24 protein-coding genes and 2 pseudogenes are annotated in these 26,969 nt (G+C 74.9%); 12 read left to right on the top strand and 14 right to left on the bottom strand.

What is annotated here, in order from left to right; translation table 11 throughout:
• From AB0D10_RS43550 to AB0D10_RS43535, 4 genes and pseudogenes are all read right to left on the bottom strand, one after another.
• Positions 1-94: pseudogene (locus AB0D10_RS43550) on the bottom strand (phage tail protein); the annotation flags it as partial.
• A 37-nt stretch (positions 95-131) separates the two neighbouring features.
• Positions 132-1,232, bottom strand: a complete 1,101-nt coding sequence (locus AB0D10_RS43545; protein WP_360267768.1) for an ionic transporter y4hA — start codon at positions 1,230-1,232, stop codon at positions 132-134.
• Positions 1,233-1,323: 91 nt separating this feature from the next.
• Positions 1,324-2,772 carry a serine/threonine-protein kinase gene (locus AB0D10_RS43540; RefSeq protein ID WP_360267765.1) on the bottom strand — a complete coding sequence of 483 codons (1,449 nt, stop codon included), beginning with the start codon at positions 2,770-2,772 and terminating at the stop codon, positions 1,324-1,326.
• A 128-nt stretch (positions 2,773-2,900) separates the two neighbouring features.
• A complete protein-coding gene (locus AB0D10_RS43535; RefSeq protein WP_360267762.1) occupies positions 2,901-3,662 on the bottom strand; it encodes a serine/threonine protein kinase in 762 nt (253 codons plus the stop codon).
• Positions 3,663-4,171: 509 nt separating this feature from the next.
• On the opposite strand from AB0D10_RS43535, the gene AB0D10_RS43530 reads away from it, so the two are divergent.
• Positions 4,172-4,579 carry a hypothetical protein gene (locus tag AB0D10_RS43530; RefSeq protein ID WP_360267759.1) on the top strand — a complete coding sequence of 136 codons (408 nt, stop codon included), beginning with the start codon at positions 4,172-4,174 and terminating at the stop codon, positions 4,577-4,579.
• A gap of 273 nt (positions 4,580-4,852) precedes the next feature.
• Entirely contained in the window at positions 4,853-5,635 is a 783-nt protein-coding gene (gene nagB, locus AB0D10_RS43525; protein ID WP_360267757.1) for a glucosamine-6-phosphate deaminase, read from the top strand.
• An 89-nt stretch (positions 5,636-5,724) separates the two neighbouring features.
• On the opposite strand, the gene AB0D10_RS43520 is transcribed toward nagB, so the two are convergent.
• From AB0D10_RS43520 to AB0D10_RS43510, 3 genes are all read right to left on the bottom strand, one after another.
• A complete protein-coding gene (locus tag AB0D10_RS43520) occupies positions 5,725-6,855 on the bottom strand; it encodes an aminotransferase class I/II-fold pyridoxal phosphate-dependent enzyme (protein WP_360267754.1) in 1,131 nt (376 codons plus the stop codon).
• A gap of 110 nt (positions 6,856-6,965) precedes the next feature.
• The gene (locus tag AB0D10_RS43515) at positions 6,966-7,601 is read right to left on the bottom strand and encodes a PAS domain-containing protein (RefSeq protein ID WP_360267751.1); all 636 of its coding nucleotides are present in this window, start codon (positions 7,599-7,601) and stop codon (positions 6,966-6,968) included.
• A gap of 171 nt (positions 7,602-7,772) precedes the next feature.
• Positions 7,773-9,383 (bottom strand): beta-propeller fold lactonase family protein, encoded by a 1,611-nt coding sequence (locus AB0D10_RS43510; protein WP_360267748.1) that lies wholly within the window; start codon positions 9,381-9,383, stop codon positions 7,773-7,775.
• A 384-nt stretch (positions 9,384-9,767) separates the two neighbouring features.
• Here AB0D10_RS43510 and AB0D10_RS43505 point away from each other — a divergent pair, with 384 nt between their 5' ends.
• The 5 genes and pseudogenes from AB0D10_RS43505 to AB0D10_RS43485 all read left to right on the top strand — a co-directional run bounded on the left by AB0D10_RS43505 (position 9,768) and on the right by AB0D10_RS43485 (position 14,549).
• Complete coding sequence (locus AB0D10_RS43505; RefSeq protein WP_360267745.1) at positions 9,768-10,235, top strand: Rrf2 family transcriptional regulator; 468 nt, start codon at positions 9,768-9,770, stop codon at positions 10,233-10,235.
• A 117-nt stretch (positions 10,236-10,352) separates the two neighbouring features.
• The gene (locus AB0D10_RS43500) at positions 10,353-11,534 is read left to right on the top strand and encodes a globin domain-containing protein (protein WP_360267742.1); all 1,182 of its coding nucleotides are present in this window, start codon (positions 10,353-10,355) and stop codon (positions 11,532-11,534) included.
• Between the two features lie 189 nt (positions 11,535-11,723).
• Positions 11,724-12,485, top strand: coding sequence for a (Fe-S)-binding protein (locus AB0D10_RS43495; RefSeq protein WP_360267740.1), 762 nt, complete (start codon positions 11,724-11,726; stop codon positions 12,483-12,485).
• Positions 12,482-13,896: pseudogene (locus AB0D10_RS43490) on the top strand (lactate utilization protein B). Before AB0D10_RS43495 ends, AB0D10_RS43490 begins: the two are co-directional and overlap by 4 nt.
• Complete coding sequence (locus AB0D10_RS43485; RefSeq protein WP_360267737.1) at positions 13,893-14,549, top strand: LUD domain-containing protein; 657 nt, start codon at positions 13,893-13,895, stop codon at positions 14,547-14,549. The pseudogene AB0D10_RS43490 and the gene AB0D10_RS43485 overlap by 4 nt, the downstream one beginning before the upstream one ends.
• On the opposite strand, the gene ddaH is transcribed toward AB0D10_RS43485, so the two are convergent.
• Positions 14,539-15,363 carry a dimethylargininase gene (gene ddaH, locus AB0D10_RS43480; protein WP_360267734.1) on the bottom strand — a complete coding sequence of 275 codons (825 nt, stop codon included), beginning with the start codon at positions 15,361-15,363 and terminating at the stop codon, positions 14,539-14,541. The two genes, AB0D10_RS43485 and ddaH, sit on opposite strands and share 11 nt — an antisense overlap.
• Positions 15,364-15,575: 212 nt before the next feature.
• Entirely contained in the window at positions 15,576-16,475 is a 900-nt protein-coding gene (locus AB0D10_RS43475) for an MBL fold metallo-hydrolase (RefSeq protein ID WP_360267732.1), read from the bottom strand.
• A 218-nt stretch (positions 16,476-16,693) separates the two neighbouring features.
• Between AB0D10_RS43475 and AB0D10_RS43470 the strand changes: the two genes are divergently transcribed.
• Complete coding sequence (locus AB0D10_RS43470) at positions 16,694-17,476, top strand: SGNH/GDSL hydrolase family protein (RefSeq protein ID WP_360267729.1); 783 nt, start codon at positions 16,694-16,696, stop codon at positions 17,474-17,476.
• Between the two features lie 16 nt (positions 17,477-17,492).
• Here the strand turns inward: AB0D10_RS43470 and AB0D10_RS43465 are convergent, their stop codons facing one another.
• Entirely contained in the window at positions 17,493-17,915 is a 423-nt protein-coding gene (locus AB0D10_RS43465; protein WP_360267724.1) for a DUF2809 domain-containing protein, read from the bottom strand.
• Positions 17,916-18,203: 288 nt separating this feature from the next.
• Here AB0D10_RS43465 and AB0D10_RS43460 point away from each other — a divergent pair, with 288 nt between their 5' ends.
• Entirely contained in the window at positions 18,204-19,682 is a 1,479-nt protein-coding gene (locus AB0D10_RS43460) for a DUF2252 domain-containing protein (RefSeq protein WP_360267722.1), read from the top strand.
• Positions 19,683-19,721: 39 nt separating this feature from the next.
• On the opposite strand, the gene AB0D10_RS43455 is transcribed toward AB0D10_RS43460, so the two are convergent.
• The 3 genes from AB0D10_RS43455 to AB0D10_RS43445 all read right to left on the bottom strand — a co-directional run bounded on the left by AB0D10_RS43455 (position 19,722) and on the right by AB0D10_RS43445 (position 22,771).
• A complete protein-coding gene (locus AB0D10_RS43455; protein ID WP_360267719.1) occupies positions 19,722-20,408 on the bottom strand; it encodes an alpha/beta fold hydrolase in 687 nt (228 codons plus the stop codon).
• Positions 20,409-20,732: 324 nt separating this feature from the next.
• The gene (locus AB0D10_RS43450; protein WP_360267717.1) at positions 20,733-22,208 is read right to left on the bottom strand and encodes an MFS transporter; all 1,476 of its coding nucleotides are present in this window, start codon (positions 22,206-22,208) and stop codon (positions 20,733-20,735) included.
• Positions 22,205-22,771, bottom strand: a complete 567-nt coding sequence (locus AB0D10_RS43445; protein ID WP_360267715.1) for an XRE family transcriptional regulator — start codon at positions 22,769-22,771, stop codon at positions 22,205-22,207. Before AB0D10_RS43445 ends, AB0D10_RS43450 begins: the two co-directional genes overlap by 4 nt.
• A gap of 283 nt (positions 22,772-23,054) precedes the next feature.
• Between AB0D10_RS43445 and AB0D10_RS43440 the strand changes: the two genes are divergently transcribed.
• Positions 23,055-23,801, top strand: a complete 747-nt coding sequence (locus tag AB0D10_RS43440) for a class I SAM-dependent methyltransferase (protein ID WP_360267712.1) — start codon at positions 23,055-23,057, stop codon at positions 23,799-23,801.
• Between the two features lie 307 nt (positions 23,802-24,108).
• Positions 24,109-25,386 carry a DUF5685 family protein gene (locus AB0D10_RS43435; RefSeq protein WP_360267709.1) on the top strand — a complete coding sequence of 426 codons (1,278 nt, stop codon included), beginning with the start codon at positions 24,109-24,111 and terminating at the stop codon, positions 25,384-25,386.
• Positions 25,387-25,559: 173 nt separating this feature from the next.
• Here the strand turns inward: AB0D10_RS43435 and AB0D10_RS43430 are convergent, their stop codons facing one another.
• Entirely contained in the window at positions 25,560-25,703 is a 144-nt protein-coding gene (locus tag AB0D10_RS43430) for a hypothetical protein (protein ID WP_360267707.1), read from the bottom strand.
• Positions 25,704-25,932: 229 nt separating this feature from the next.
• Between AB0D10_RS43430 and AB0D10_RS43425 the strand changes: the two genes are divergently transcribed.
• Positions 25,933-26,802, top strand: a complete 870-nt coding sequence (locus tag AB0D10_RS43425) for a chitosanase (protein ID WP_360267704.1) — start codon at positions 25,933-25,935, stop codon at positions 26,800-26,802.
• The last annotated feature ends 167 nt before the right edge of the window (positions 26,803-26,969 follow it).

Below are 26,969 nucleotides of genomic sequence, written 5' to 3'. Positions count from 1 at the left end.
GCAGCGCCACGATCTCGCCGTCCTTCGGCTCGACCTTCCGGACGATCTCGCCCAGCCAGCGCGCGATCTTGGTGGTGTCCGCGGTGACCGCACGGCAGGGGCTTCCACCCCGGACTACGGCTGACCGGCCGTCACGGGTTCAATGCCAGCACCACGTATCCCGCCAGCACCACCAGGTGCACCGCGCCCTGCAGCAGCGTCGCCCGGCGCGGGATCACCGTGAGGATGCCCAGCACGATCGTCAGGGTCAGCAGCACCATGTACGCCGGGTCGAGGCCGAGGACGAGCGGGCCGGACAGCCAGGTCGAGGCGATCGCGACCGCCGGGATGGTGAGGCCGATGCTGGCGAGTGCCGAGCCGAGGGCGAGGTTGAGGCTGGTCTGCACCCGGTTGCGGACGGCCGCGCGCAGCGCTGCGATGGTCTCCGGCAGCAGCACCATCATGGCGATCACCACGCCGACGACGGCGTGCGGGAGCCCGGCGTCGTCGACCGCCTTCTCGATGGTCGGCGAGACGCCCTTGGCCAGGCCGACCACCGAGACCAGGGCGACGGCGAGCAGCAGCAGGCTGACCCCGGCGGCCCGGAGGGTGGGCGGGCTCGCGTGGTCGTCCTCGTCCAGCACCCGGCCCTCGGGGGTGACGGCCAGGAAGTAGTCCCGGTGCCGGACGGTCTGGGTGGCGACGAACAGTCCGTAGACCACGAGCGAGGCGGTCGCCGCGTAGGCCAGCTGGGTGGTCGAGAACTGCGGGCCGGGCGAGCTGGTGGTGAAGGTCGGAAGCACCAGGCTGAGGGTCGCGAGGGTGGCGATGCAGGCGAGCGCGGCGCCGGTGCCCTCCGCGTTGAAGACCGCGGTGCGGTACCTGATCGCGGTGACCAGGATGGACAACCCGAGGATGCCGTTGCAGGTGATCATCACGGCGGCGAACACGGTGTCCCGGGCGAGGGTGGCGGACTTGTCCCCGCCGTCGGCCATCAGCGTCACGATCAGGGCGACCTCGATCACGGTGACCGCCACCGCCAGCACCAGGGATCCGAACGGCTCCCCCGACCAGTGCGCGATGACCTCGGCGTGGTGCACGGCGGCAAGCACGGCCGCGATCAGGAAGCAGGCCACCACGCCCACCACCCGGCCGGGCAGGTCCTCGTGCCAGGTCAGGGCGAGGACGACGAACGACACCACCGGAACGACGACGGTCCATTGCGCGGCCGCCGCGCGGAGCTTCGTGATCATGCCGCCGAGGATCCCAGACCGGGGACCGGTCACCCGCGTGCCCGCGCCGGGATACGTGGGGAGGTGGCACGACTCGCCCCGGTTCGTACCCTCACCCTCCGTATTCGGCCAGGTACCGGAGCACCGTGTCGACGTGCGCCCGCACCCGGTCCGGGACGCCGCCGGTCGCCTCCACGGTCTTGTCGCTGGTGCGGTAGGCAGCCGAGACGAGGGCCGGCAGGTCGCGGGTGTAGCCGGCGTGCTTGAGCTGCTGGTCCAGCCAGCAGACGTAGTTGCCCATCGCGGCGATGGCGTCGCCGGGGTCCAGGTAGGACTTGGGTCCGGCGTGGGTGGCCGCCCTGGCCCAGGCGTCGAAGACAGCGGGCGTCCACATGGCGATGCCGTACTCGCCGGTCTCCGGGCGGGCCGCGTTCGGGTCGAAGCCGCTCTCGGCCTTGAGCATCGCGGCGAGCAGCACCGGGGTGACCTCCGGTTCGGGGCAGCGCCGGGCGGCGTCGACGATCATGCCCCGGTAGGCGACCGGGACGTCCGAGCCGGCCGGGATCGTGCCGGGCAGCGGCGGCGGGCCCCGGTGGGCGCCCGGCCCGGCGGGCTCCGGCCCCCCGGTCAGCGCCAGGACGCTGAACACGCAGGCCAGCAGGCCGGCTCCGGCCCGCACGGCGGCGCGGCGGCGACGGACCGGACGGGCGGTGGCCCGGGCGACCAGCGCGGCGAGGTCGATGCGGGCCCGTTCCTCCCGGCCGGGCGCGAGGCAGGCGGTGACCACCGGGCGCCAGCGCGCCGGCAGCGTCGCGTCCAACCGCAGCGGGGCGGCGCCGCGCGCGTACGCCTGGGCGGCCAGCGAGCGGGCCCGGGCGGTGGCGCCGAGGAAGGGGTGCAGTCCGCCGGTGAGCAGCTGGTGGGCGAGCACGCCGAAGGCCCAGACGTCGGCGCTGGGGCGCACCGCGACGCCGCGCGCGCCGGTGCGCTGGGACCACCACTCGGGCGGGACGTGGTCGGGCGAGCCCAGCGGCGGGGCGTACGCGTGGGTGCCCTCCAGTTCGGCGGTGAGGCCGAAGTCGGCGATCTTGGCGGTGCCGTCGGGCATCAGGAGGACATTGGCCGGTTTCAGGTCCCCGTGCACCCAGCCGGACCGGTGCATGTGGGTCAGCCCGGCGCAGACCTCGGCGAGGACGCGCTCGGCGCCGGGCACCGCGGTGCCGGGGCGGGCCACCGCCAGCACGTCCTGCAGGCTGCGGGCGGCGCGCTCCATCACCAGGGCGACGGTTCCGTCCAGGTCCGGGTGGTCCGGGTCCTCGATGGTGATCACGGCGACGGTGCGGATCAGGTGCGGGTGGTCGGCGCGACGGCTGAAACGCTGTTCGCTGCGGGCCATCCGGGCCACGGTCCGGCGCTGGCCCGGACTGAACCGGGCGGCGGCGAGCAGCTTGACGGCGGCCGGGGCGCCGTCCGGCCCCTCGGCGGCGTGGACGCTGCCCCAGGCGCCCGCACCGAGGAGGGCACCGAGCCGGTACCCGGCGATCGGGTAGCCGTCCGGCACCCGGAAGGGCCGGTCGTGCGGCCGGTGACCCCCGGGGGTCCGCTCCTGCGACGTTTCGTCCGACGGTTCGTCCCGGGGTTCCTCCGCCGGCCCCTCTGGCGGCTCCGGACCGGGCCCGGCGGCGGGCCTCACGACCGGGCGGCCGCACGACGGGGCGGGAGCAGGGCCAGGTGCTCCTCCCGGACGAGGTCGAACCTCAGGGCCAGCGCCGCGAGTTCCTCGCGCTTGCCGCCGCCGGGGCCCTCCTCGTACGGCTCCCGCAGCCGCAGCTTGGTCTCCACCAGGTAGTCGATGTGGTAGTTCACCGCCGAGCGGGTCAGCCCGCGGCAGGACGGCAGGGCGCGCAGCCTGGCCAGCACCTCGGTCACCCCGGGGACGGCGGCCGCGGAGGGCGAGCGGAGCCGGGGCTCGCAGAGCGCGAGCAGCACCAGGAAGTACTTGGCGGTCGGGTCCAGGGCGAAGGGGCTGACGGTGCGTTCGCCGTCGGCGCCGCCGGGCCCGCCGTCCAGGTAGGCGTGCTGCGGGGCGAAGACCTTGAAGGAGGCGGGTTCGCCGAGCGCGGGCAGCAGCACCCGGGACAGTTCGAACGGTACGGGTGCGCCGAGCCGGCCGGGGGCGACCTTGACGTGCTCCCCCGCGCCCTCCAGGTTCTCCACCACGTAGGTGGCGGAGGTGCTGAAGTTGGACAGCCGCCAGTAGTCCTCCGCCGCGACCACCTCGCCCGCGCGGCGGGAGACGCCCTGGTCGGGCAGCGGGATGGCGGGCGGCCGGCCGGGCTCGCCGCGCCCGAACACCGCGGCCTCGCCCGGGCCCATCCGCAGCAGGGCGGGCACTGCACCGGGCGCCATCTCGCGCCCCGGGCCGGGAAGTTGCACGATGACCGTGTCCACGCAGCCACCTCCGTGGGATCGGGTCGATGGTATCCGCCCGATTCCGCCCGGCGGCACTCCCGCCACTCGGACGGGTGAGGGACACCGCCGACCGGGATCGCCGCACCGGCAGTTGCCGCCCGATCCGGCCCCCACCGGGCGACGAAGCAGACACGGTGAGCAAAAGAATGATCAAAGAGACGGTCAAGCAGGCGGTTCCCGGAGTGCGGCACCGGGGCATCAGGACACGCTCCGCCTCTCCGGCACCGTCCGCACCAACGCCACCCGACCGCCAGGTGGTACGTGGCGCGACACCGGCTCCGCACCGGACGACCTGCGCTTCGACGACCACGAACTGATCGTCCGTCAGACCGCAAGCTGTCCGGATATCGAACACTGGGCGAACGGTTGCGGTATGTAGTTGAATGGTCACCATGAGTGTGACGCAACGCACACACGCGACGTCCACAATGTGTGCAACACTCATCCCAAGGAGTGAGATTCCCTTAAATTCCAAGGAGGTTCGCATCATGCGCACTCGGATCGCAGCTGTATTGGTGACGGTGGCAGGGATCGCCGGACTCGCGGCGGGCCCGGCCATGGCCGCCACGGCAACGTCCGAGACCGACGCCGTGGCCTGCGCCACGGTGCTCAACCGCCCCTGCATCTCGCACCAGGCCGACGGCGAGGGCGTCGTCGGCGTCGCCCAGGTCACCGCCGACCCGGCCCAGTTGACGATCGTCAAGGTCGAGGTCCGCACCCAGGCCGCCTGGGGCAGCCCCTGGGAGACCGCGGCCTCGGCCACCACCGTGCGGATCGGCTCCGCCAAGGCCGTCACCCCGCGCGTCGTCACCACCGACCTGCGCATGATCTGCGCCACCGCCGGCCCGGCGCTGGACGCGACCAAGCAGGTCACCACCTGTACCAACCCGTTCTGATCGCGGGGCCCTCGACGGGCAGCACACGCATACGCACACGCTCCGTCCGCACGACCGGACGGTAGGCGCAGGACGAGCCGGGTCGGCGCCCCGCTCGGGGCCGGCCGCCGGGACCCCCGTTCCCGGCGGCCGGCCCTTCGGCGTCCCGCGCCGAGGGGCCCGGAGACCGGCTCCGACCAGGCCCCGGGTGGACCTGGGGCACCCGTTCACGGCAAACTGGTCTAGACCTCGGAGGTCTAGACCTCAGACGCGCCTCAGAACGGTGGACCCAGTATGGAAATCGTGATCGTCCCAGACGCCCCAGCGGCCGGCGAGCTCATCGCCGCGGCGATCACCGATCTGCTGACCGACAAGCCCGACGCCCTGCTCGGCGTGGCGACCGGCTCGACCCCGCTGCCGATCTACCAGGCCCTCGCCGCGCGGGTCGGCGACGGCCGGCTGGACGCCTCCCGGGCGCGCGTCTGCCAGCTGGACGAGTACGTCGGCCTGCCGGCCGGCCACCCGGAGTCCTACCGCTCGGTGGTGCTGCGCGAGGTCGTGGAGCCTCTCGGCCTGACCGAGGACTCCTTCCTGGGCCCGGACGGCAACGCGACGGACATCGCCGCGGCCGCCACCGCGTACGACCGGGCGCTGGCCGGGGCCGGCGGCGTCGACCTCCAGCTGCTCGGCATCGGCACGGACGGCCACATCGGCTTCAACGAGCCCTGCTCCTCGCTGGCCTCCCGGACCCGGATCAAGACCCTGACCCGGCAGACCCGCGAGGACAACGCGCGCTTCTTCGACAGCATCGACGAGGTCCCGCACCACGTCATCACCCAGGGCATCGGCACCATCCTGGAGGCCCGCCACCTGGTACTGCTCGCCACCGGCGAGGCCAAGGCCGAAGCCGTCGCGCTCGCCGTCGAGGGCCCGCTGTCCGCCGTCGTCCCCGCCTCCGCGCTCCAGCTGCACCCGCACGCCACCGTAGTGGTCGACGAGGCCGCCGCCTCGCGCCTCAAGCTCGCCGACTACTTCCGCGACACCTACGCGGCCAAGCCGGCCTGGCAGAAGCTCTGAGCGCTCCCGCACACCCGTGACGGCCGGGGCGCCGGCCACCGCTCCCCCGGTGGCCGGCGCCCCGTCCCGGTCGTGGGCCCCGGCGGGCGTCAGTGCTTGCGGAGCCAGCCGGCGAAGGCCTCCAGGGCCGGACCCGGGTCGCGGCGGCCGAGGCCGATGCGGAAGCGGTCGACCGGGGTGGGCGTCAGCTCGGAGCGGAAGATGCTCGCGGGCAGCAGGATGACGCCCGCCTGCTCGACCAGCCCGGCGCAGAAGTCCTCGACGCCGTCCGCCCCGAGGTACCGCGGGAACGCGACGCAGCCGCCGTCCGGGGCGCGCCACTCGAAGCGGTCGGCGAACTCCGCGAAGAAGGCGTCGAAGAGCGGCAGGTTCTCCGCGATGATGCCGCGGTTGCGCGCCAGGATCCGTTCGCGGGCCGTGATCGCGATCCGGGCCAGCACCTCGCTCGGCGCCGAGTTGCAGATCGTGGCGTAGTGCTTGGCCCGCTCCAGGCGGGCGCGCAACTCCCGGTCCCGGCAGGCGATCCAGCCGATCCGCAGGCCGGGCAGGCCGAGCGACTTGGAGGTGACGTTGAGCGAGAGGGCGCGCTCGGAGAGGTCGGCGGCCTGCGGGAGGGTCCGCGACGGGTCGCGCTCCAGGCCGCGGTAGACCTCGTCCGAGAAGAGCCGGATGCCGCGCCCGTCGCAGAGTTCGACGAGCCGGGCGAAGTCGGCGGCGCCGATCACCGCGCCGGTGGGGTTGTTCGGGAAGTTGACCGACACCACCCTGGTGTTCGGGCGCAGCGCCGCCTCGACCGCGTCGAGGTCCAGCGCCCAGTCCCGCCGCTCGTCCAGCGCGACGCCGGTGACCTCGCACAGGGAGAGCGGAATCGTCTCGGCGGACTGGTAGTTGGGGGTCACCACCACCGCGTGGTCGCCCGGTTCGAGCAGCACCCGCATGGCGAGGTTCAGCCCCTCCTGGGCACCGCCGAAGCAGATCACGTCGTCCGCGTCGACCCGCTCGTACATCCCGGCGACGGCCCGGCGCAGCCCGGGGTCGCCGTAGGTCTCGGTGTAGCCGAGGGCGAGGGTGTCCCAGGCCTCGCGGTCCTCGGGGCCGGCCAGGGCGAGCAGCTCGGCCATCGTCATGGTCTGGGCGTCGGAGGCGGTGAGGTGGTGGGGGGCGGTGAACTCCCAGCGGGACAGGTGGGTTTCGAGCCGGAAGTCGGGGAGCTGGGGCACGGGGCGGTTCCTTCCTGAGGCCCGCGGGGGGCTGCGGGGCGTGCGGTCCTGCGGGGCGTGCGGTCCTGCGGGGGGGGCGCGGTCCTGCGGGGTTCAGGGCCGCGTGGGGTTCAGGGCCCCGCGGGGTGCTTGAGTTCGGCGAGCAGGCTGTAGGCGGTGGAGCGGGAGATCCGCAGTGCGGTGGCGACGACGGGAACGGCGCGGCGCACGGCGAACACCCCGGCCTCGTCGAGTTCGCGCAGCACGGCCAGCCGGTCCTCGCGGGTGAAGCGTTCCAGCGGACGGCCCTGCGCGCGGACGCGGTCGCCGATCACGTCGTTCATCCGCTCCGTCCAGTCCCGCTCGAAGAGCGGTTCGGGGCGTGGCGCGCTGGGTGCGGCGAAGCCGGCCAGCAGGGCGGCGGCCTGTTCCAGCGGGCCCCGGTCGAGGTTGACGCAGAGCACCGCCGTGGGCCGGCCGGCGTCGTCGCGCAGCACGGCGCTGACGGAGGAGAGCCGGCGGCCGTCGGGCAGCGACTTCTCGTACGGGCCGTAGACGTCGGGGGCGGAGGGGTCGACCTCGTCGAGTTCGCCGAGCATCGACGGGTCGCCGGGGGCGCGGGGGGTCATCGGGTTCCAGATGGCGAGCACCCGGTCGGTGGCGGGGTCGTGCAGCACCACCTCGGCGTACGGGCCGAGCAGCAGGGCCACCGCGCGGCAGACCGGGGCGAAGGTCCGCACCCGGGGGTCGGGGTTTTCCGAGGGCATGTCTGGACTGTACGTCCAGATCGGACACTTCGTCCAGCACCGTCCCGGCGCCGTCGGCGGCGGAGGCCCCGCCGGGGGTACCGGCGGGGCCCGAGGTCCGTGCTCACACCCTCGTCCGGGCCGGCGCCGCAGTCCGACGACGGACCCGGGGCGCCCGGACGGACGCGGGTGCTACTTGCAGGTGATCGTCAGTCCGAGGACGCTGGCGCAACTGCGGGTGTCCCGGCTGGTGGTGGGAGACGGGTCGGCGGGCGTGCCGGCCGAACGGGCCACGGTGACGTCCCAGTTCCGGATCGGCGAGAGCAGGCCGACCCTGGCCGAGAAGTGCCGGACGGCGGTCGCCCCCTTGGCCAGCGGTGCGGACAGCGAGCAGGTGAGCTTCCCGGCCGCGACCGTGCAGTCGGTGGAGCTCCAGGTCAGCCCGGCGGGCAGGGTGGCGGCCACGGCGGCCGCCGTCAGCGGGTCCGGCCCCTGGTTGGTCAGCGTGACCACGTAGTCGACCCGGCTGGCGAGCAGCTGGGTCACCGGGGTCGCGGTGAGCGCCACGCCCAGGTGGGCGCTGGGCGCGGTGTAGGTGAAGCGGTCGGCGGCGACGGCCGCGCTGGTGCCGCCGGGCGTGGTGACCCGGACGTCCACCGGACCGGTCACGGTGGTGGCGGGGGCGGTCGCGGTGCAGCTGGTCCTGGTGCAGTTGAAGGCGGTGGCCACGCCGGCCGCACCGAAGGTCACGGCGGTGGCGCCGTTGAGGTCGGTGCCGGTGACGGTCACCGCGACGCCGCCCGTCCCGGAGCCGCCGTTCGGCGTGACCGCGGTCACGGCCGGCACCGGCAGCGGGAAGTCCAGCACCTGGACGGCGCCGCCGGTGAAGTCCGCCAGGTAGCCGTGCCGCCCGTCGGCGGTCAGCGCCAGCGCGTACGGGCTCGCACCCACCGGGACGGTCGCGGTGACGGTCCGGGCGGCGGTGTCCACCACGCTCAGCGTGTTGTCGGCGTAGTTGGACACGTACGCGGCCGAGCCGTCTGGGGCGAGGGTCACGGCGTACGGACCGGAGCCGACCGCGACGGTGCCCAGGACCGCGTTCGCCGCGGTGTCGATCACGGCGGCGGTGCTGTCGTCGCCGTCGGCGACCCAGAGCCGGCTGCCGTCGGGGCTGAGGGCGAGGCCGAAGGCGCTGTGGCCGACGGGAACGGTGGCGCTCACCGCGCTGCCCACGGTGTCGACGACGTTCACCGCCTTGTCCCCGGAGGCCGCGACGTACAGCCGCTTGCCGTCCGCCGAGACGGCCAGCCCATGCGGCTCGGCACCGACCGGGACGGTCGCGGTGACGGTGTTCGACGCGGTGTCCAGCACGCTCACGGTGTTGGCGGCGGCATTGCTCACGTAGGCGCGCGCGCCGTCGGGCGACAGGGCGAGGCCCCAGGGCTGGGCGCCGACCGGGACGGTCGCGGTCACGGTGTTGGACGCGGTGTCCACGACGCTGACCGTGTTGTCCAGGTGGTGCGTCAGGTAGGCGCGGTGCCCGTCGGGCGAGACGGCGACCGCGTAGGAGCCGGAGCCGTCGGTGAAGCTGCCCGTCACCGTCCCGCTCGCGGTGTCCAGCACGCTGACGGAGCCGGTGCTCTGGCTGGTGACGTAGGCGTGGCCGCGGTCCGGCGTCAGCGCGACACCGGCCGGGTAGGGCGCCACCGGTACCTGGGCGGTGACGGTCGGCGGTGGTGCGGCGGCCCGGGCGGTGCCGGGCTGGGACAGCAGTGCGGCCGTGGCCGCGGCTATCGCGGTCACGGCCGTCAGGGTCCGGCGGGGTGCTCGGCGTGTTCTCACGGTCTCTCCGTTCGGTCGGCGGTGCGGTGGTGCGGCTGTGCGGTGGTGCGGGCGGTGCGGCTGCGCGGTACGTCACGTGCGGGGTCGACGGTGCCCGGCCGCACCTGCGGTACCGGGCCGCACGGGCGGTGCGGTGCGTCCCGGCCGGGGCGCCGCGCCACGCGCGGGGCGGGCCCGGGGCCGGACGAAGCGTAGAAGCCGTGCTGACTGCCCGTCAGCGGGTGACCATTAATGTCGCCAACTGTTCAGATTCGACCGGTTCGCCGGGGACAGCCGACGGACCGGCCCGATCGGGGGCGTGCAGAAAATTGGAGTTGTGGAGTCGCATTCGATAGCGTTTCGAACGTGAGGTTGACCAAGAGCACCGACATCGCCCTCCGGATCGCCATGCGACTGGCGGTCCTGAAGGAGGGCGACAACCCGACCACCCGCGAGGTGGCCGAGTCGGTCGGCGTGCCCTACACCCACGCGGCGAAGGTGGTCAGCCGCCTGCAGCACCTCGGGGTGGTGGAGGCCCGGCGCGGTCGCGGCGGCGGGCTGATGCTCACCTTCGCCGGGCGGACCGGCTCGCTCGGACTGCTGCTGCGGGAGCTGGAGGGCGTCGGCGACGTGGTCGGCTGCGAGGACGATCCGCCGTGCCCACTGCGGGCCGCGTGCCGGCTGCGCGGGGCGCTGCGCAACGCCCAGGAGGCGTTCTTCGCCACGCTCGACCCGCTCTGCATCGACGACCTGGTGGCCGCGCCCACCGGGCCGGTCCTGCTCAGCCTCACCGCACGACCGCCGGGCAGTCCCGCCACCGGGTCCGCCGGCTGACCCCGCCCCACCCACCGCTCCACCCCCACCCCACCCGACCGACCCGCCCCCAACGGGGTCGCGCGCCACCGCGCGGCCTTTAATGCGAATCTCAGATACCAATTAGGAGCCCCACTGATGCTGTCCGCGAAGTCCGCCGAGGTCATCGAGGCCACCCTGCCCGTCGTGGGCGCCGCCATCGGCGACATCACCCCGCGCTTCTACGACCGGCTGTTCGCCGCCCACCCCGAGCTGCTGCGCGACCTCTTCAACCGGGGCAACCAGGCCAACGGCACCCAGCGCCAGGCCCTCGCCGGTTCGATAGCCGCCTTCGCCTCCGCCCTGGTCGCCCACCCGGACCAGCGCCCGGACGCGATGCTGGCCCGGATCGCCCACAAGCACGTCTCGGTCGGCATCGCCGACGACCAGTACAAGATCGTCCACGAGCACCTGTTCGCCGCCATCGTGGAGGTCCTCGGCGAGGCCGTCACCCCCGAGGTCGCCGCCGCCTGGGACGAGGTGTACTGGCTGATGGCCAACGCCCTGATGGCCGTCGAGAACCGGCTGCGCACCGAGGCCGCCGCGGGCGGCGACCCGGACGACCTGTGGCGCCCGTACACCGTGGTGGCCCGCCACCAGGAGACCGAGACCGTCACCAGCTACCTGGTCCGCCCCGCCGACGGCCGCCCCGGCCCGGCGTCCCGCCCCGGCCAGTACGTCTCCGTGCGCACCGAACTGCCCGACGGCGCCCGGCAGATCCGCCAGTACAGCCTCTCCGGCGGGGCCGACGGCGCGCTGCGCTTCAGCGTCAAGCGCGAACCGGGCGGCGAGGTCTCCGGCCACCTGCACGACCACCTGCGGGCCGGCGACACCGTCGAGCTCTCGGCCCCGATGGGCGACGTCCTCCTGGCCGACGGCGACGGCCCGGTGCTGCTCGCCTCCGCCGGCATCGGCAACACCCCGATGACCGCGATGCTCGACCACCTGGCCGCCACCGGCTCCACCCGCCGGATCGTCTCGGTGCACGGCGACCGCGACCAGCTCGACCACGCCTTCCGCGCCGACCTGGCCCGGCTGACCGCCGAGCTGCCGAACGCCACCGCCCACGTCTTCTACGAGCGGCCGCTCGGCGAGTGGCCGGCCGAGCGCACCGGACTGGTCGACCTCGCCTCCGTCGAGGTGCCGGCCGGCACCACCGCCTACCTCTGCGGCCCGCTGCCCTTCCTGCGCGCCGTCCGCGAGCAGCTGCTGACGGCGGGCGTCCCGGCCGCCGACATCCACTACGAGGTGTTCGGCCCCGACCTGTGGCTCGGCGCCTGATCACAGGCGCCCTGGCCGGATCCCCGGTCCGGGGGGCGCGGGTCCCGATCCCCCCGGACCGGCGCCGCGGGTCCTGATCCCCGGGCCCGCGGCTGACTCCGGGCTCACGACGGCGAGTTCCCCCCACGGCACCGGTCCGCTCGATACGATCACGAGCGGGCCGGTGCCGCACGACTGGAGGGAGCCCGGATGCGGGTCGCGCTGTTCGCCACCTGCGTCAACGACGCGCTGTTCCCCGCCACCGCGGTCGCCACCGTGCGGCTGCTGGAACGCCTCGGCGTGACGGTGGACTTCCCCGCCGGACAGACCTGCTGCGGGCAGCCGCAGTACAACACCGGCTACCGGAGGGCCTGCGAACCGCTGGTGCGGCGCACCGCGCGGGCCTTCGCCGGGTACGACCACGTGGTCACCCCCTCCGGTTCCTGCGTCGCGATGGTCCGCGACGCCTACGCGCGGATCGGCGCCCGGGCCGCCGCCGAGGGCCGGGGCGGCGAACTGGCCGGACTCGCCGCCGAACTGGCGCCCCGGGTGTACGAGCTGACCGAGTTCCTGACCGACGTGCTCGGCGTCGAGGACGTCGGCGCGCACTTCCCGCACACCGTCACCTACCACCCCTCCTGCCACGGCCTGCGGGTGCTCGGACTGGGCGAGCGGCCGCGCCGACTGCTGCGCGCCGTCCGGGGGCTGGAGCTGGTCGAGCTCCCCGGCGCGGAGGAGTGCTGCGGATTCGGCGGCACCTTCGCGGTCAAGAACGCGGCGGTCTCGGCGGCCATGGCCGCCGACAAGATCGCGAACGCCCTCGGCACCGGCGCCCGGGTGCTGTGCGGCGCCGACAACTCCTGCCTGCTGCACCTCGACGGCACGCTGCGCCGCCAGGGCGAGGCACTGCGCCCGCTGCACCTGGCGGAGATCCTGGCCGCCACCGAGGAGCACCCCTGGAGGCCCACGTGACCGGCACCTTCCTCGGCATGCCCGCCTTCCCCGAGGCCGCCGCCCGGGCCGTACGGGACGAACGGCTGCGCGCCAACCTGCGGCACGCCACCCACACCATCCGCGACAAGCGGGCCCGGGCGGTCGCCGAACTCGCCGACTGGGCCGAGCTGCGCGCCGCCGGGAAGGCGATCAAGGACCACACGCTGCGCCACCTCGACCGCCACCTGCTGCGGTTGGAGGAGTCCGTCACCGCGGCCGGCGGCACCGTGCACTGGGCCGCCGACGCCGAGGAGGCCAACCGGATCGTCGCCGGCCTGGTCCGGGCCACCGGGGAGACCGAGGTCGTCAAGGTCAAGTCGATGGCCACCCAGGAGATCGGGCTGAACGAGGCGCTCGACGCCGAGGGCGTCACCGCCTACGAGACCGATCTCGCCGAACTGATCGTGCAGTTGGGCGACGACCGGCCCTCGCACATCCTGGTGCCCGCGATCCACCGCAACCGGGGCGAGATCCGGGAGGTGTTCGCCGAACGGATGGCCGACTGGGGCCGCCCGGCGCCCGAGGGCCTCACCGACTCCCCCGCCGAACTCGCCGAGGCCGCCCGGCTGCACCTGCGGGAGAAGTTCCTGCGCGCCCGGGTGGCCGTCTCCGGCGCCAACTTCATGGTCGCCGAGACCGGCACCCTGGTCGTCGTCGAGTCCGAGGGCAACGGCCGGATGTGCCTCACCCTGCCGCGCACGCTGATCTCCGTGGTCGGCATCGAGAAGGTCGTGCCGACCTGGCGGGACCTGGAGGTCTTCCTCCAACTGCTGCCCGCTCCTCCACCGCCGAGCGGATGAACCCGTACACCTCGATGTGGACGGGCACGAGCGGGGGCGACGGCCCGGACGAGTTCCACCTGGTGCTGCTGGACAACGGCCGCACCGCCGCGCTCGCCGACGAGGTCGGCCGCCAGACGCTGCGCTGCATCCGCTGCTCGGCCTGCCTCAACGTCTGCCCGGTGTACGAGCGGGCCGGCGGCCACGCGTACGGATCGGTGTACCCGGGGCCGATCGGCGCCGCCCTGACACCACAACTGCGCGGCACCGCAAGCCCGTTGGAGGCCTCGCTGCCGTTCGCCTCCTCGCTCTGCGGGGCCTGCTACGAGGTGTGCCCGGTGGCGATCGACATCCCCGAGGTGCTGGTCCACCTGCGCGAGCGGGTCGCCGAGCAGGGCGGGCACCCGCTGGAGCGGGCCGCGGTGGCCGCCGCCGGGTACGTGCTGGACCACCCGGCGGCGCTCGCGGCCGCCGAACGGTTGGCCGGGCGCACCCGCGCGCTGCACCCCCGCCGGCTGCCCGGGCCCGGGCGGGCCTGGACCGACACCCGGGACCTGCCGGAGGTGCCCGCCGAACCGTTCCGCGACTGGTGGCGGAGGAACCGCACATGACCGCACGGGAGTCGATCCTCGCCCGGATCCGGACCGCGCTCGGCGACACCGCCGGGGCGGACGAGCAGCCGGTGCCCCGCGACTACCTGACCTCCCACGTGCCGCCGGACGACCCTGCGGCACTGGTCGACCTGCTGCACCGCAACCTGGCCGACTACCGGGCCCTGGTGCACCAGTGCCACGAGGACGAACTGCCGCAGCGGATCGCCGGGTTGCTGGCCGGGCGGGGCAGCCGGACGGTCGCGGTGCCGGACGGGCTGCCGGCCGGCTGGCTGGCGGCGGCCGCCTCCGCCGTCGAACTCGTCCCGGACCGCGGGACGCTCACTGCGGCCAGGCTCGACACCGTCGACAGCGTGGTCACCGGCTGCGCGCTGGCCGTCGCCGAGACCGGGACGATCGTGCTGGACGCCGGTCCCGGCCAGGGGCGGCGGCTGCTCTCGCTCGTCCCCGATCACCACGTGTGCGTCGTCCGGGCGCCGGAGCAGGTCGTCGCCTCGGTGCCGCTCGCGCTGCCCCGCCTGGATCCCCGGCGGCCGCAGACCTGGATCTCGGGGCCGTCCGCGACCAGCGACATCGAACTCGACCGGGTGGAGGGGGTGCACGGCCCGCGCACCCTGGAGGTGCTGCTGGTGGGCGCGGTGCTCACGGCCTGAGCTCCAGCGTGCAGCACTTGGCCCCGCCGCCGCCCTTCAGCAACTCGGAGACGTCCACCGGGATCGGCTCGTAGCCGTGCTCGGCGAGGCGGCCCGCCAGGTTCTTGGCGGTCTCCGGCAGCAGCACCCGGCGGCCGTCGGAGACCGCGTTCAGTCCGAACACCTCGGCGTCGGCGCGGTCGGCGAGGATCGCGTCCGGGTAGAGCGTGCGCAGCACCGCGCGGCCGTCGGTGTCGAAGGCCTCCGGGTAGTACATGACGTGGTCGTCGGCGAGGACGGCCAGGGCGGTGTCCAGGTGGTAGAAGCGCGGGTCGACCAGGTTCAGGCTGACCACCGGGACGCCGAACAGCTCGCCCGCCTCGGCATGCGCGGCCCGCGTGCTGCGGAAGCCCGTCCCGGCGAGCACCCGGCCGCCCACCACCAGGTGGTCGCCCTCGCCCTCGTTGACGTGCCCGGCGCGGCGCACCTCCCGGTAGCCGTGCGCCCGGAACCAGGCCTGGTAGGCGTCCGACTCGGCGGCGCGCTCCGGGTGGCGGAAGGTCGCCACCAGGGCCCGGCCGTCCAGTACGGTCGCGCCGTTGGCGGCGTAGACCATGTCGGGCAGCCCGGGCAGCGGGTCGATCAGTTCGACGGTGTGGCCGAGCCGGCGGTAGGTCCGGCGGAGCCGCTCCCACTGGCGCAGCGCGAGCGCGGTGTCGGTGGGCCGGCCCGGGTCCATCCACGGATTGATCGCGTAGTCCACGGTGAAGTGCGTCGGACGGCACATCAGGTAGCGCCGTGGCCGCGCGGTGCGCTCCGGGGTCTGCGAGGGCATGGCTCAACCGTCCTTGGATCGCGGGAGGGGCCGGGTTCCGCCGGTACGGAACGCCGCTCTGTTGCAGAGGCGGCTGCCCCGGCGGCACCGTTCGCACACCCGCGCGGGCGCCCCCGGTGGACGCACGCCCCCGCGCAACCGGCGCGAGCACCGGCGCACGGGCTCTCCCCGTCGGCTGCCGACGGGGAGAGCCGACGACGGAGCGCCCGTCGCTACCAGCGGACCGCCGTGAAGTCGACCGGCGCCGGACGCAGCCCCCGGCAGCGCTCGGCGAGGGAGCGCAGCCGACGGTCCGCTTCCTCGGCGGGCATCCGGCGCCGGTCGCCGTGGCCGGGCAGCAGCCACTCGAAGCGGAGCACGCCCAGGGCGCGTTCCAGCGAGGCGGCCTGCTCCTCGATCGAGTACCAGGTGACCGCCTCCTGAACCTCCACGTCCCCGGTGGTGCGGGACCAGTACAGGCTGTCGCCGCTGAAGCAGTACCGCTCGTCGGCGACGAACAGCACGCTGCCGCGGGTGTGGCCGGGGAACGGATGGGCGACCAGCCCGGGGGTGATCTCCACCGGCCCGGTGCCGCGCAGCACCCGGTCCGCGTCGGGGGCGGCGTCGAGGTCACCCTCGTGGATCCAGAGCCGGGCGCCGAGCCGGTCGGCGTAGCGCCGGCCGTGCGCGGCGTGGTCGCGGTGGGTGAGCAGGACGTCGGTGACCGGGCCCAGCGCGGCGTAGCGGGCGGCGAGGGCCTCGCTGTAGCGGGGCGTGTCGACCATCGCCCAGCCGCCGGGGCGGCGGCAGAGGTAGGAGTTGGCGCCCGCGGTCCGGCGGGAGTTGTGGCCGAGCAGCAGCACGTCGCCGGCGTCGTCGAGCGCGAGCGGGAAGGGGTCGCCACCGGGGTCGAGCGGGCCGGTGCCGGGGCGCACGGAGCGGGTCGGGCAGGCGTGGGCGGCGGCCAGCAGTTGCCGGCGCTCGGCCGCGTCGCGCGGCTGCCGGACCAGCTCGGAGCGGCCGGCGTGCTCGCGGACCAGGTCCGGCGCGAGCTGTCGGGCGACGTCGCAGTTGGTGCAGCGGTCGTCGATGGACCAGGTCTCGGGTGCGCCGGAGCGCGTGTCGGTGGCCATGGATGCCTTCCCCCAGGAGGACGGCGGCCGGGCGGCCGCTCCCTTCGAGCATCGGCCGGGCGGGCCCGGAAGCGGTAGGGGGTACGGATCTTGTGTTTTCCGCGGCACGGCGCTCCGAGCGGCGGGAAGGGGCCGATGAGCGTACGTGCTCCATCTCACGTGCCACCAGGGCCACCTACGGTGGCGTAGGTCACTTGATTAGGTGAACTATCTCTTTCATGCCGAACCTCCAGGAGACCCTTCACCTCAGTTCGTACGCCGCCCTCGGGGACAGCTTCACCGAAGGCCTGAACGACCCCGGTGTCGACGGCAGGTTCGCCGGGTGGGCCGACCGCCTGGCCGGGATCCTCGCCGACGGGTGCCCGCCGGGCGCGTTCCGCTACGCCAACCTCGCGGTGCGCGGCCGGCTGCTGGACCAGATCGCGGCCGAGCAGGTGCCGCAGGCCGAGCGCCTCCAGCCCGACCTGGCCACCTTCTGCGCCGGCGGCAACGACATCCTGCGGCCCGGAAGCGACCCGGACGAGGTCGCGGAGCGCTTCGAGGCGGCCGTCGTCCGCCTCGCCGCGTCCGCCGGGACCGTGCTGATCTGCACCGGCTTCGACACCCGCGACGTCCCGCTGCTGAAGCACCTGCGCGGCAAGATCGCCACCTACAACGGGCACATGCGGGCCGTCGCCGACCGCAACGGCTGCAAGGTGGCCGACCTGTGGTCGCTGCGCGCGGTGCAGGACCGGCGCGCGTGGAGCGAGGACCGACTGCACCTGTCCGGCGACGGCCACCAGCGGGTCGCCCTGCTGGCCGCCCGCTCACTGGGCCTGGCCACCGACCAGGACCCGGAGGCGCCGTGGCCGGACGCCCCCGTGCTCACGCCCGCCGACCAGCGGCGCGAGAACATCCAGTGGGCCCGCGAACACCTGATCCCGTGGGTCGGCCGACGCCTGCGCGGCGAGTCCTCCGGCGACCACGTCGAGGCCAAGCGGCCCGACCTGATGCCCCTCTGACGGACCGTCAGGCCGGTCAGGCCCGTCGTGCCGCTCCACCGGACAGCGCGGGACGCACCCTCCGCGCCGCCCGGTGGAGCAGCACGGCCCCGACCGCGCCGACCAGGTACCAGAACAGGTCCGGCGGGTTGAAGGTCGAGCCGAGGACCAGCCGGGCGCAGGTGCTGCGGCGGCCCCACGCGTCCGGCAGCCCGGTGAGCTGGAACAGCTCCACGGCCCAGCTCAGCGCGGCCGCCGCCACGCCGGCCCGGACCGGGCGCACCCGCGGAACGGCCAGCACGATCAGGGCGTACAGCAGGACGGTGTAGAGCGCGTCCCCCGCGTACTTGGCGACGTCCCCGCCCGCCACCGCCCGCACACCCAGTCCGGCGGCCACCGTCACCACCGCTGCCGCCCCTGCGACCGCACGGGCGCGCAGGATCCCCCGAAGATCATCCACGCGCCCACGCTACCCCGGCCCGGGACGGCACCCGGTCCGCACCCCTCACGCACCCCTCGCGCCGCGGCCCGGGGCGGGCGAGGACGCCCGACCCACCCACCGCTCCTGCGACCGCTGCCCACCGCCCCCGTGACCGCGACCGCGACCGCGACCGCGACCGCCCGCGCATCTCACGCGCCCCGCAGGAACCACCGCGCGGCTCCGGACGTCACTCCCCCCGATGACACCATCCGCGCAGGTCGCGGGCGGGTGAGGACCGGAAGGGACGGGCGGGGCGCGGTGGCGCGGATGACCGAGGCAGTGGACGGGGCGGAGCCGAGAACGGCGGGAGGCCGGGGCGGCCCGGGTGTCGTGGCGCAGCGCAGCGGGGACGGCCCGGCCGGACCGGCCCGGCGCGGGTTCGCGGTGGCCGGGTTCGCGTCGGCGCAGGACGGGCAGGCCAAGGAGCGGGGCAAGGAACTGAGGCTGCGGGTGCCCCGGGAGCGGCACGCGGAGTTCGCCGCGGCCCCCGGGCGGCCGACCGCCGTGCAGGCGCTCGAAGCGTCGAACGCGGGCCGGATCGACGCGTTGGTGCCGATCAGGGTCGGGCGGATGGCCGCCACGCCGTTCGCGTTCCTGCGCGGGTCGGCCGGGTTGATGGCCGCCGACCTCGCGGACACCCCGGTGACCGGGGTGGGCGCCCAGCTGTGCGGGGACGCACACGCCGCCAACTTCGGCCTGTACGGCGACGCCCGCGGCCAACTGGTCATGGACATCAACGACTTCGACGAGACCGTGCACGGCCCGTGGGAGTGGGACCTGAAGCGGCTCGCCGCCAGCATGGTGCTGGCCGGCCGGGAGACCGGCGCGAGCGAGGCCACCGCGCGCGACGCCGCCGAGCACGTGGCCGGCGCGTACCGCCGGACCATGCGCACCCTCGCAAAGCTGCCCGCGCTGGACGCCTGGAACGCCGTCGCCGACGAGCAGCTGGTCTCCTTCGCCGAGGCACACGACCTCGCGGACGTGCTGCGCAAGGTCGGCGCCAAGGCGCTCGGCAACACCAGCGCCAAGTTCGCCGCCCGCAGCACCTCCCGCACCGCGGACGGCGGGTGGCGGTTCGCGGCCGCCCCGCCGGTGCTCACCGAGGTGACCGACGCGACCGCCCGGGCGGTCGCCCACGCGCTCGGCCCGTACGTGGAGACGGTGCCCGCCGAGGTGCGCACCCTGCTGTCCCGGTACCGGGTGCAGGACGTGGCGTTCCGGGTCGTCGGCACCGGCAGCGTCGGCACCCGCTCGTATGTGGTGCTGCTCACCGACCACCAGGACCAGCCGCTGGTGCTGCAGGTGAAGGAGGCTCGCCCGTCGGTCCTGCTGCCCCATCTGCCGCAGCCGGCGCAGGAGGCGCAGGACGGCCACGAGGGCCGCCGGGTCGTCCTCGGCCAGAAGCACATGCAGGTGGTCAGCGACACCCTGCTGGGCTGGACGACCGTGGACGGACTCCCGTACCAGGTGCGCCAGTTCCGCAACCGCAAGGGCAGTGTCGACCCGGCCGCGCTGAAGCCGGGCCAGCTCGACGACTACGCGCGGATCACCGGCGCCCTGCTCGCCCGGGCCCACGCGCACACCGCCGACCCGGGGCTGCTGGCGGGGTACTGCGGCAAGGGCGAGGCACTGGACGAGGCGGTCGCGGCCTTCGCCGTCGCCTACGCGGACCGCACCGAGGCGGACCACGCCGACCTGCTCACCGCGGTGCGCAGCGGGCGGCTGGCCGCCGAACACGGCGTCTGATCCCCGGCCCGCGCAGCGCCCTCAGCGTCCTCAGCGCCCTCAGCGGGCCAGGAACGGCGCCACCACGGCGACGAACTCCCCGGGCCGGGCACCGTGCACCAGGTGCCCGGCCTCGACGGTGACGAGCCGGCAGTCCGGGATCAGCCGGGCGAGTTCGGCGATCCGCTCCTGGGGGATGTGACTCGCCGGCCCGCCGGCGACCGCCAGGGTGCGGGCGGTGATCCGCGCCAGCCCCTCCCGCCAGGCCGGATCGGGGTCGTCCAGCTGGGCCCGGACGGCCCTGACCATCGCCCAGTCGAAGTGGACGCTCCCGTCCGGCTCGTCCGGCAGCGCGCTCGCGGGACGCGGGTACAGCGCCGGGATGTCCTCCAGGACCAGCCGGTCGATCCGCTCCGGCGCGGCCTGGGCGAGGAGGAACGCGACGGCGCCGCCCATCGAGTGGCCGACCAGGTCGACGCGCTCCAGCCCGAGCGCGTCGAGGAAGGCCAGCACGTCGTCCCGCATCGCCTGCAGGCTGTAGGAACCGGACCGGCCGCTGTCTCCGTGGCCGCGCAGGTCGAGCGCGAACACCCGGTGACCCGGCGCGAGTCCGGGCAGGACGACGTCCCAGTCGGCGGCGCGCTCGCCGAGGGCGTGCAGCAGCACCAGCGGCGGTCCTCCGGCGGGCCCGCTCTCACGGTAGGCGAGCGTCACTCCGGGCAGGTCCACCGTCCGTACATCGGTCATGCCGACCACCCTACGGCCCCCGGTCCCGCCCGCGGCCGGGTGTTCGCCCTCGGCTCAGCCGCTGGTCGGGCGCGGTGCCGGGCGCGCGGACCCACCCGGGCGGGTCGATCGACAGGGTGGTTACCTCGATCTCGGCGAAGCCGGGGCCTCGCCTGTCGCCGAGGGCAGCCCAGAGCCAGGTCCTGTCCGGGTGGGTTCGGGTTCGGCGGCGGCGTCCTGCTCGGCCTCGTGCAGGGTCGTGCCGATTCCGGCCGTGCACCGGGCGATGCGGCCGATTCGCGACGGCGGCGGGAGACGGGACCACCCGCCGACGCCCAGCCGGGTTCAGTCGCGGACGGGAGTCCGCCGACGGGTCGGCGTGACCGGCCGGTCCTCGGGCTGCTCCCGTGCGGTGGCGCGGCCCGCGAGGACCGAGGCCAGGACGGCGAGTGCGGCCACCGCCGCGCAGACCGTGCTGGCGGCGAGGTAGGCGGAGCGGTGCCCGCCCCCGCCGGCGGTCTCCCGCAGGTACACGCCGGACAGCGCCGACACCGCGACCGCCGCCGCGATCCGCTGCGCCATCTGCAGGATCGCCCCGCTCACCCCGGCCGCCTCGGCGGGCGCGTGACGCAGCACGTACGCCTGGTTGGTGGACGCCATCAGGCCGATCGACGCACCGCCGAGGAGCTGGAGCAGCGCCAGCAGCCAGGGCAGCACGGCGGCGGACGCCCAGTGCGCGACCAGTCCGGCGGCGAGCATGGTCAGGGCCGACCCGGTCATGCCGACGGTGACGGTGCGCCGGCCGAAGCGCTGGACGACCCGCCAGGCGAGCGCGGAGGCGACGCCCATGGCGACGGCGGACGGCAGCGCGACCAGCGCGGCGCCCATCGGGGAGAGCCCGAGGCCGTCCTGGAGGAACATCGTCAGCACCAGCGAGGCAGCCAGCGACGAGCCGAACTGGGCCATCGCCGTCACCGTGCCGAGCGCGAACGGCGCGGAGCGGGTGAGCGCGGGGTGGATCAGCGGCTGACCGCCGGCCCGGGCGTAGCGGCGCTGCCACCACACGAGCGCGCCGAGCAGCAGGAGCGCGGCGGCCGCGAACGCCGACCAGCCGGCCCGGCCCGGCGGCCGGACGAAGGGCAGCATCAGGACCAGGGTGAGCGCGCCGACCAGCAGCAGGCCGACCGGGTCGAGGTTCGCCTGCCGGGCACTCGGCCGGGGCCGGGGCAGGTGACGGACCGCCAGGGCGAGGGTGGCCAGGCCGAAGGGCAGGTTGAGCAGGAAGGTCAGCCGCCAGCCGAGCCCCGGGCCGGCCGCCGCCAGCACCGCACCGCCGATCGGCGGGCCGAGGGCGAAGGCGAGGCCGCCGGTGACGGCGTACATGCCGAGGGCGCGGGCCCGCAACTGGCCGTCGAAGACGTCCTGGAGGGTGCCGATCATCTGGGAGTTGACCAGGCCCGCGCCCGCCCCCTGGACCAGCCGGGCCGCGATCAGCACCCCGGGCTCGGTGGCCGTCGCGGAGACCAGGCCGACCAGGGTGAACAGGGCGAGCCCGGCGACGAAGAACCACTTGCGGCCCTTGACGTCACCGAGCCGCCCACCGGGTATCAGCGCCAGGCCGAAGGCGAGCGAGTACCCGGCGACGATCCACTGCAGGTCGGCGGGCCCGGCGTGCAGGGTGCCGCGCAGGGCGGGTATCGAGGTGTTGAGCACGGACTGGTCGAGCAGCGTCGTGAAGCCGCCCGCGACGCAGACCAGCAGGACGCGGCGCCCGGCCGCGTCGAACCGCTCCTTCGCCGGCGGGCCGTCGGCGGCGCTCACGGCTCGACCACCACCAGTGCGTACCGGGCGTCGCCGGGGCCGAGGCTGCGGAAGCGGCTCGTCCCCGCGACGTAGCGCAGGCAGTCGCCTGGGGCGAGCAGCTGCGCCTCACCGTCCGCCGTCAGCTCCAACGCGCCCTCCAACAGCCAGAGGTGGTGCTCCCGGCCGGGCACGCAGGCACGGTCGTACGCGATGTCGGCGCCCGCGGGCAGCCGGCCCTCGACGATCTCCGCCCGCAGCGAGCCGTGCGGCGGGGACACCGACCGGCGCACGAAGCCGGTGGTCTCGTCCCGCCACACCTGCTGCTCCCCGGCCCGCACCAGCCGGGCCGGGCCGGCTGCCTCCACCTCGGCGAGCAGCCGCGACATCGTCCGGCCGTACACGGCGCACAGCCGCCCGAGCAGCGCCGCCGTCGGACTGACCTCCGCCCGCTCCACCCGCGACAGCGTCGACCGGCTGACGTCCGCCAGCCGGGCCAACTCCTCCAAGGTCCACCCGCGTTCGAGCCTCAGCTCGGCGAGCCGCTGCGCCAGGCGCTCGTCGGCGGCCGTATCGATTCCCATATTCGCGATGCTATCCCGGATACGGGATCCACTCTCCGGAACCTCCTGCGGGCGCCGGGGCGGGTGACGTCGTGGGGCGGGCGACGTCGTGGGGCGGGCGACGGCTGTCTGAGCGGCGCCCTCCAGTACTCCCGCCCGTGAGCCGGGCCCCGGACGGTGCGCAGCTTTGTGGCTTCGACCAGTACGACGCCCTGCGGGCCGTGCGGTTGACTGCCCGCCAGAGGCCGCGACGCGTGCCGAGGGCGCGGCGGCGGGGACACGGATCCGACGAGAGGACCACACGGTGGGCGGGCAGCAGTACGACGGGATCGGCGAGGCGTTCGAGGGCTTCAAGTCCCTGCCGCTGATGCGGTACGGCGAGGTGCCGAGCTTCCTGGGCATGGTCGGGGACGTGCGCGGCAGGTCGGTCCTCGACCTGGCGTGCGGCACCGGCTTCTACAGCCGGGAGTTCAAGCGGCGCGGCGCCGCGGAGGTCCTCGGGGTCGACATCTCCGGCGAGATGATCGCCGCCGCCCGGGCGATCGAGCGGCGCGACCCGCTGGGCCTGGCCTACGAGGTCGGGGACGTGGCCGAACTGCGGCCCCTCGACCGGCGCTTCGACATCGCGCTGGGCGTGCAGTGCCTCAACTACGCCGAGTCCGTGGCGGCGATGGAGCGGATGTGCCGCGCGGTCCACCGGAGCCTGGTGCCGGGCGGGGAGTTCTTCGTGCTGGCCCAGAACCCGGACTACCGCTTCGACTGTCCGTCCCTGGAGACCTACGGGTTCCGGTGCGAGCCGACCGGCGAGGAGTCCGAGACCGGCCCGCGGGTCCGGGTCACCGCGTTCCTCGACCCGCAGCCGATCAGCATCGTCGCCTCGGCGCCGCGCCGGGAGGTCTTCGAGCAGTCGCTGCGGACCGCCGGATTCGACGGGCTGGAGTGGGTGCCGCTGCAGGTCTCCGAGGCCGGCGTCCGCGCGTACGGCGAGGACTTCTGGGCGGACCTCCTCGCGCACCCCCCGCTGGAGATGCTGCGCTGCCGCGCCTCCTGAGGGCCCGCAGGCCCTCCCGCCGACACGGTCGGCCCCGGCCCGGCCGCCCCCCGGCAGCTTCTCCCCCGGGGGAACCGGCCGCCCGCCGACGGGCCTCCTGCTGATCGGGGGCCCGTCCCCGGCCGGGCCCTGCTCGACGGGGGTCCGTCGGCGACGGGGATCCCTCCTCGCCCGGGGTCGACCCCACCGGGGCCGGTCTCCCCCCGGAGGCCGTCCTTGACGGGGGCTCGGTCCAGGCGCGCCGCCGATCATATGATGTGCGGCGAATCGTGGCCGGTCAGCGGCCCGAATGTCGAGGGGGACGATCGTGTTCGGCATCATCAGACCGTGCAGGCACCGGCTGTCCGAACGGCTGCAGACCTCCTGGATGGCCCACCTGTGCGGGCTCTGCCTCGCACTGCGCGACGACCACGGACAGCTCGCCCGGACCGCCACCAACTACGACGGCCTGATCATCTCCGTCCTGGTCGAGGCCCAGGCCGCCCGCGAGGACTCCTCCTGGCGGCGCACCGCCGGACCGTGCCCGCTGCGCGGCATGCGGACCGCCTCCGTCGCCAGGGGCGAGGGCGCCCGGCTCGCCGCCGCCGTCTCGCTCGCGCTCGCCTCGGTGAAGATCCGCGACCACGTCGAGGACCGCGACGGCGTGTTCGCCCGCCGCCCGGTCGCCGCCGGGGCCCGCGCGGTCACCCGGCGCTGGGACCGGCAGAGCGCCGGCAGCGCCTCGACGGTCGGCTTCGACACCGCCGTCCTGCTCGACGCCGCCTCCCGCCAGGGCGAGTTGGAGCGGTCGCTGCGGCCCGGCGGATCCGTTCTGCTGGTCACCGAACCCACCGAGACGGCCACCTCGGCCGCCTTCGCGCACACCGCCGCGATCGCCGGCCGCCCCGGCAACGCCGCCCCGCTCGCCGAGGCCGGGCGCCTGTTCGGCCGGCTCGCCCACCTCCTCGACGCCGCCGAGGACCAGACCGCCGACGCCGCCTCCGGCGCCTGGAACCCGCTGACCGCCACCGGCACCGACCGCGCCGAGGCCGAACGGCTCTGCCGCGACGCCGTCCACGGCATCCGACTCGCACTGCGCGAGGTCGAGCTGAACGACCGGGCACTGGTCCACCTCCTGCTCGCGCACGAGACGGAGCGCGCCGTCGACCGGGTCTTCGGGTCCGCGCACGCGGCGAGCTGCCGCACCGGGGGCGGCACGGAGCACGGACCGGCCGGCGGCGCCACGGCCGAGCACCCGCACCAGGCACCGCCCCACCAGGCGCCGCCCGGCCAGGACCCGGGCGTGCCGGTCCCGCCGTGGGTGCCGCAGGGCCCCGGCTTCACCCCGCCCGGCTCGAAGCCGCCACGCCCGCGCAACCTGCTCGCCGGCTGCGCAGTGTGGGCGCTGATGGCCTGCACGTGCCGGCTGCTCTGCTGCGAGCACGAGGACCCGTTCAGCCGCGAGCGCCGCAAGGGGTTCTGCGAACGGCACGACTGCTGCGAATGCTGCGACGCCTGCAGCGGGTGTGACGGGTGCGGCGACTGCTGCAGCTGCTGCGACGGGTGCGACTGCTGTGACGGCTGCGACTGCGGATGCGACTGCTGATCGCCCGTCAGTCGGTGGCGGCCCCCGGGCCCGCCACCGGCCGCTGATCGACCGCCACCGGCCCGGAGTGCCCCCGCAGCACTCCGGGCCGGTCCGCGCCCGCGTGTTCCACCCGTTCGCCCTCGCCGCGCCGCCACAACGGAACCACCGTCACCGGCCGGCACCCGGCGAGTTCAGGCGTCACGGCCCGCCGCCTCCCGGTCGACCGCCAGCGAATGCTCCAGCTTCGCCAGCAGCTGCCGGAACCGCTCGGTGTCCTGCTCCGTCATCCGCCCGTCGGGCACTGCCCCCGGCCACTCGGCCGTTCTCTCGTCCATGCGCCCGAGACTAGGCGGCGACGATCAATGGCCGATAAACGCCGCCTGGAGGCGGGGACCGGTCGGACCGATGCGGTCCCCGCGCCGACGCCCCGCCGCAGACGCCGCCACCGACGACTGCGCAATTTTATTAGGAAAGTTTCCTTACCTTATAGACCCCCTCAGGCCCCCCGCCCTACTCTGCTGCCGCGAGCTCGCGCTCTTCCCCCACGGAGATCGGAGCACCTCCATGCGCGTTTCCCGAACCACCCACCGCCTCGCCGCCGTTGCCGCCGCAGTCGCACTCACCGCGGGCGCGGCGTGGACCGTCGCACCGGCCCAGGCGTCACCCGACCCGGCGGCCGCGGCCGCCGACGCCCGACTGCCGTCCGACGGCGGGCTCACGCCCGACCAGCGACGCCGGGCCGACCAACTGATCAGCGTCTTCGAGAACAGCACCACCGAGATCCAGTACGGCTACGCCGAGAACATCGGGGACGGCCGGGGCGTGACCGCCGGCCGGGCCGGTTTCACCACCAACGACGGCGACGCGCTCAAGGTCGTCCGCGCCTACACCGCCGCCTCCCCCGACAACCCGCTCGCCCGCTTCGTCCCGGAGCTGGAGCGGCTGGCCGCATCCGGCAGCGGGGAGACCGGCGGCCTGCCCGAGGACGAGTACGTCGCGGCCTGGAAGCAGGCCGCCGGGGACCCCGTCTTCCGGCGGGTCCAGGACGACCAGGTCGACCAGCGGTACTTCACCCCGGCGATGGACCAGGCCGACCGGCTCGGCCTCACCACCGCCCTGGCCCGCGCCGAGCTGTACGACGCCTCCATCCAGCACGGCAACGGCGGCGAGTACGACGCCCTGCCCGCACTCGTCGCCCGGACCACCGACAGGGTGGGTCCGCCGGCCACCGCCGGGGAGCGCGCCTGGCTGGACGCCTTCTTCGACGTCCGGATCGACGATCTGACCAACCCCGCCAACTCGTCCACCGCCGACGAGTGGCGCAGGTCGGTCGACCGGGTCGAGTGCCTGCGCCGGATCGCCGCCACCGGGAACCGGGACCTCGACGGTCCGTTCACCGTCACGGCCTTCGGCTCCTCCTACACCATCGGCTGACGCCACCGGCCCGGGCCCGGAGCGCGGGCCCCGCTCCGGGCCAGGCCGCCTTACCGCCCGCCCGGCCGCCGCTAGGGCACGTATTCGGTTGTGATCACTGGGTCCGGGTGAGGTCCTTGATCCAGATCATCGCGCCACGGAGGTGGAGGCCTGCGAGGTAGCTTTCC

Origin of the sequence: Kitasatospora sp. NPDC048545 (assembly GCF_040651155.1) — a bacterium.
Classification (GTDB): domain Bacteria; phylum Actinomycetota; class Actinomycetes; order Streptomycetales; family Streptomycetaceae; genus Kitasatospora.
Note: the sequence above shows the minus strand (reverse complement) of the source record. Positions and strands in the feature narration are given on the sequence as shown.

Excerpts from the sequence above, each read along its gene's own strand:
- AB0D10_RS43530 (WP_360267759.1), top strand. The coding sequence starts at position 4,172 with ATGCGCACTCGGATCGCAGCTGTATTGGTGACGGTGGCAGGGATCGCC.
- AB0D10_RS43475 (WP_360267732.1), bottom strand. The coding sequence starts at position 16,475 with ATGGCCACCGACACGCGCTCCGGCGCACCCGAGACCTGGTCCATCGAC.
- nagB (WP_360267757.1), top strand. The coding sequence starts at position 4,853 with ATGGAAATCGTGATCGTCCCAGACGCCCCAGCGGCCGGCGAGCTCATC.
- AB0D10_RS43500 (WP_360267742.1), top strand. The coding sequence starts at position 10,353 with ATGCTGTCCGCGAAGTCCGCCGAGGTCATCGAGGCCACCCTGCCCGTC.
- AB0D10_RS43455 (WP_360267719.1), bottom strand. The coding sequence starts at position 20,408 with ATGACCGATGTACGGACGGTGGACCTGCCCGGAGTGACGCTCGCCTAC.
- AB0D10_RS43460 (WP_360267722.1), top strand. The coding sequence starts at position 18,204 with ATGACCGAGGCAGTGGACGGGGCGGAGCCGAGAACGGCGGGAGGCCGG.
- AB0D10_RS43495 (WP_360267740.1), top strand. The coding sequence starts at position 11,724 with ATGCGGGTCGCGCTGTTCGCCACCTGCGTCAACGACGCGCTGTTCCCC.
- ddaH (WP_360267734.1), bottom strand. The coding sequence starts at position 15,363 with ATGCCCTCGCAGACCCCGGAGCGCACCGCGCGGCCACGGCGCTACCTG.
- AB0D10_RS43445 (WP_360267715.1), bottom strand. The coding sequence starts at position 22,771 with ATGGGAATCGATACGGCCGCCGACGAGCGCCTGGCGCAGCGGCTCGCC.
- AB0D10_RS43545 (WP_360267768.1), bottom strand. The coding sequence starts at position 1,232 with ATGATCACGAAGCTCCGCGCGGCGGCCGCGCAATGGACCGTCGTCGTT.
- AB0D10_RS43485 (WP_360267737.1), top strand. The coding sequence starts at position 13,893 with ATGACCGCACGGGAGTCGATCCTCGCCCGGATCCGGACCGCGCTCGGC.
- AB0D10_RS43470 (WP_360267729.1), top strand. The coding sequence starts at position 16,694 with ATGCCGAACCTCCAGGAGACCCTTCACCTCAGTTCGTACGCCGCCCTC.
- AB0D10_RS43425 (WP_360267704.1), top strand. The coding sequence starts at position 25,933 with ATGCGCGTTTCCCGAACCACCCACCGCCTCGCCGCCGTTGCCGCCGCA.
- AB0D10_RS43430 (WP_360267707.1), bottom strand. The coding sequence starts at position 25,703 with ATGGACGAGAGAACGGCCGAGTGGCCGGGGGCAGTGCCCGACGGGCGG.
- AB0D10_RS43515 (WP_360267751.1), bottom strand. The coding sequence starts at position 7,601 with ATGCCCTCGGAAAACCCCGACCCCCGGGTGCGGACCTTCGCCCCGGTC.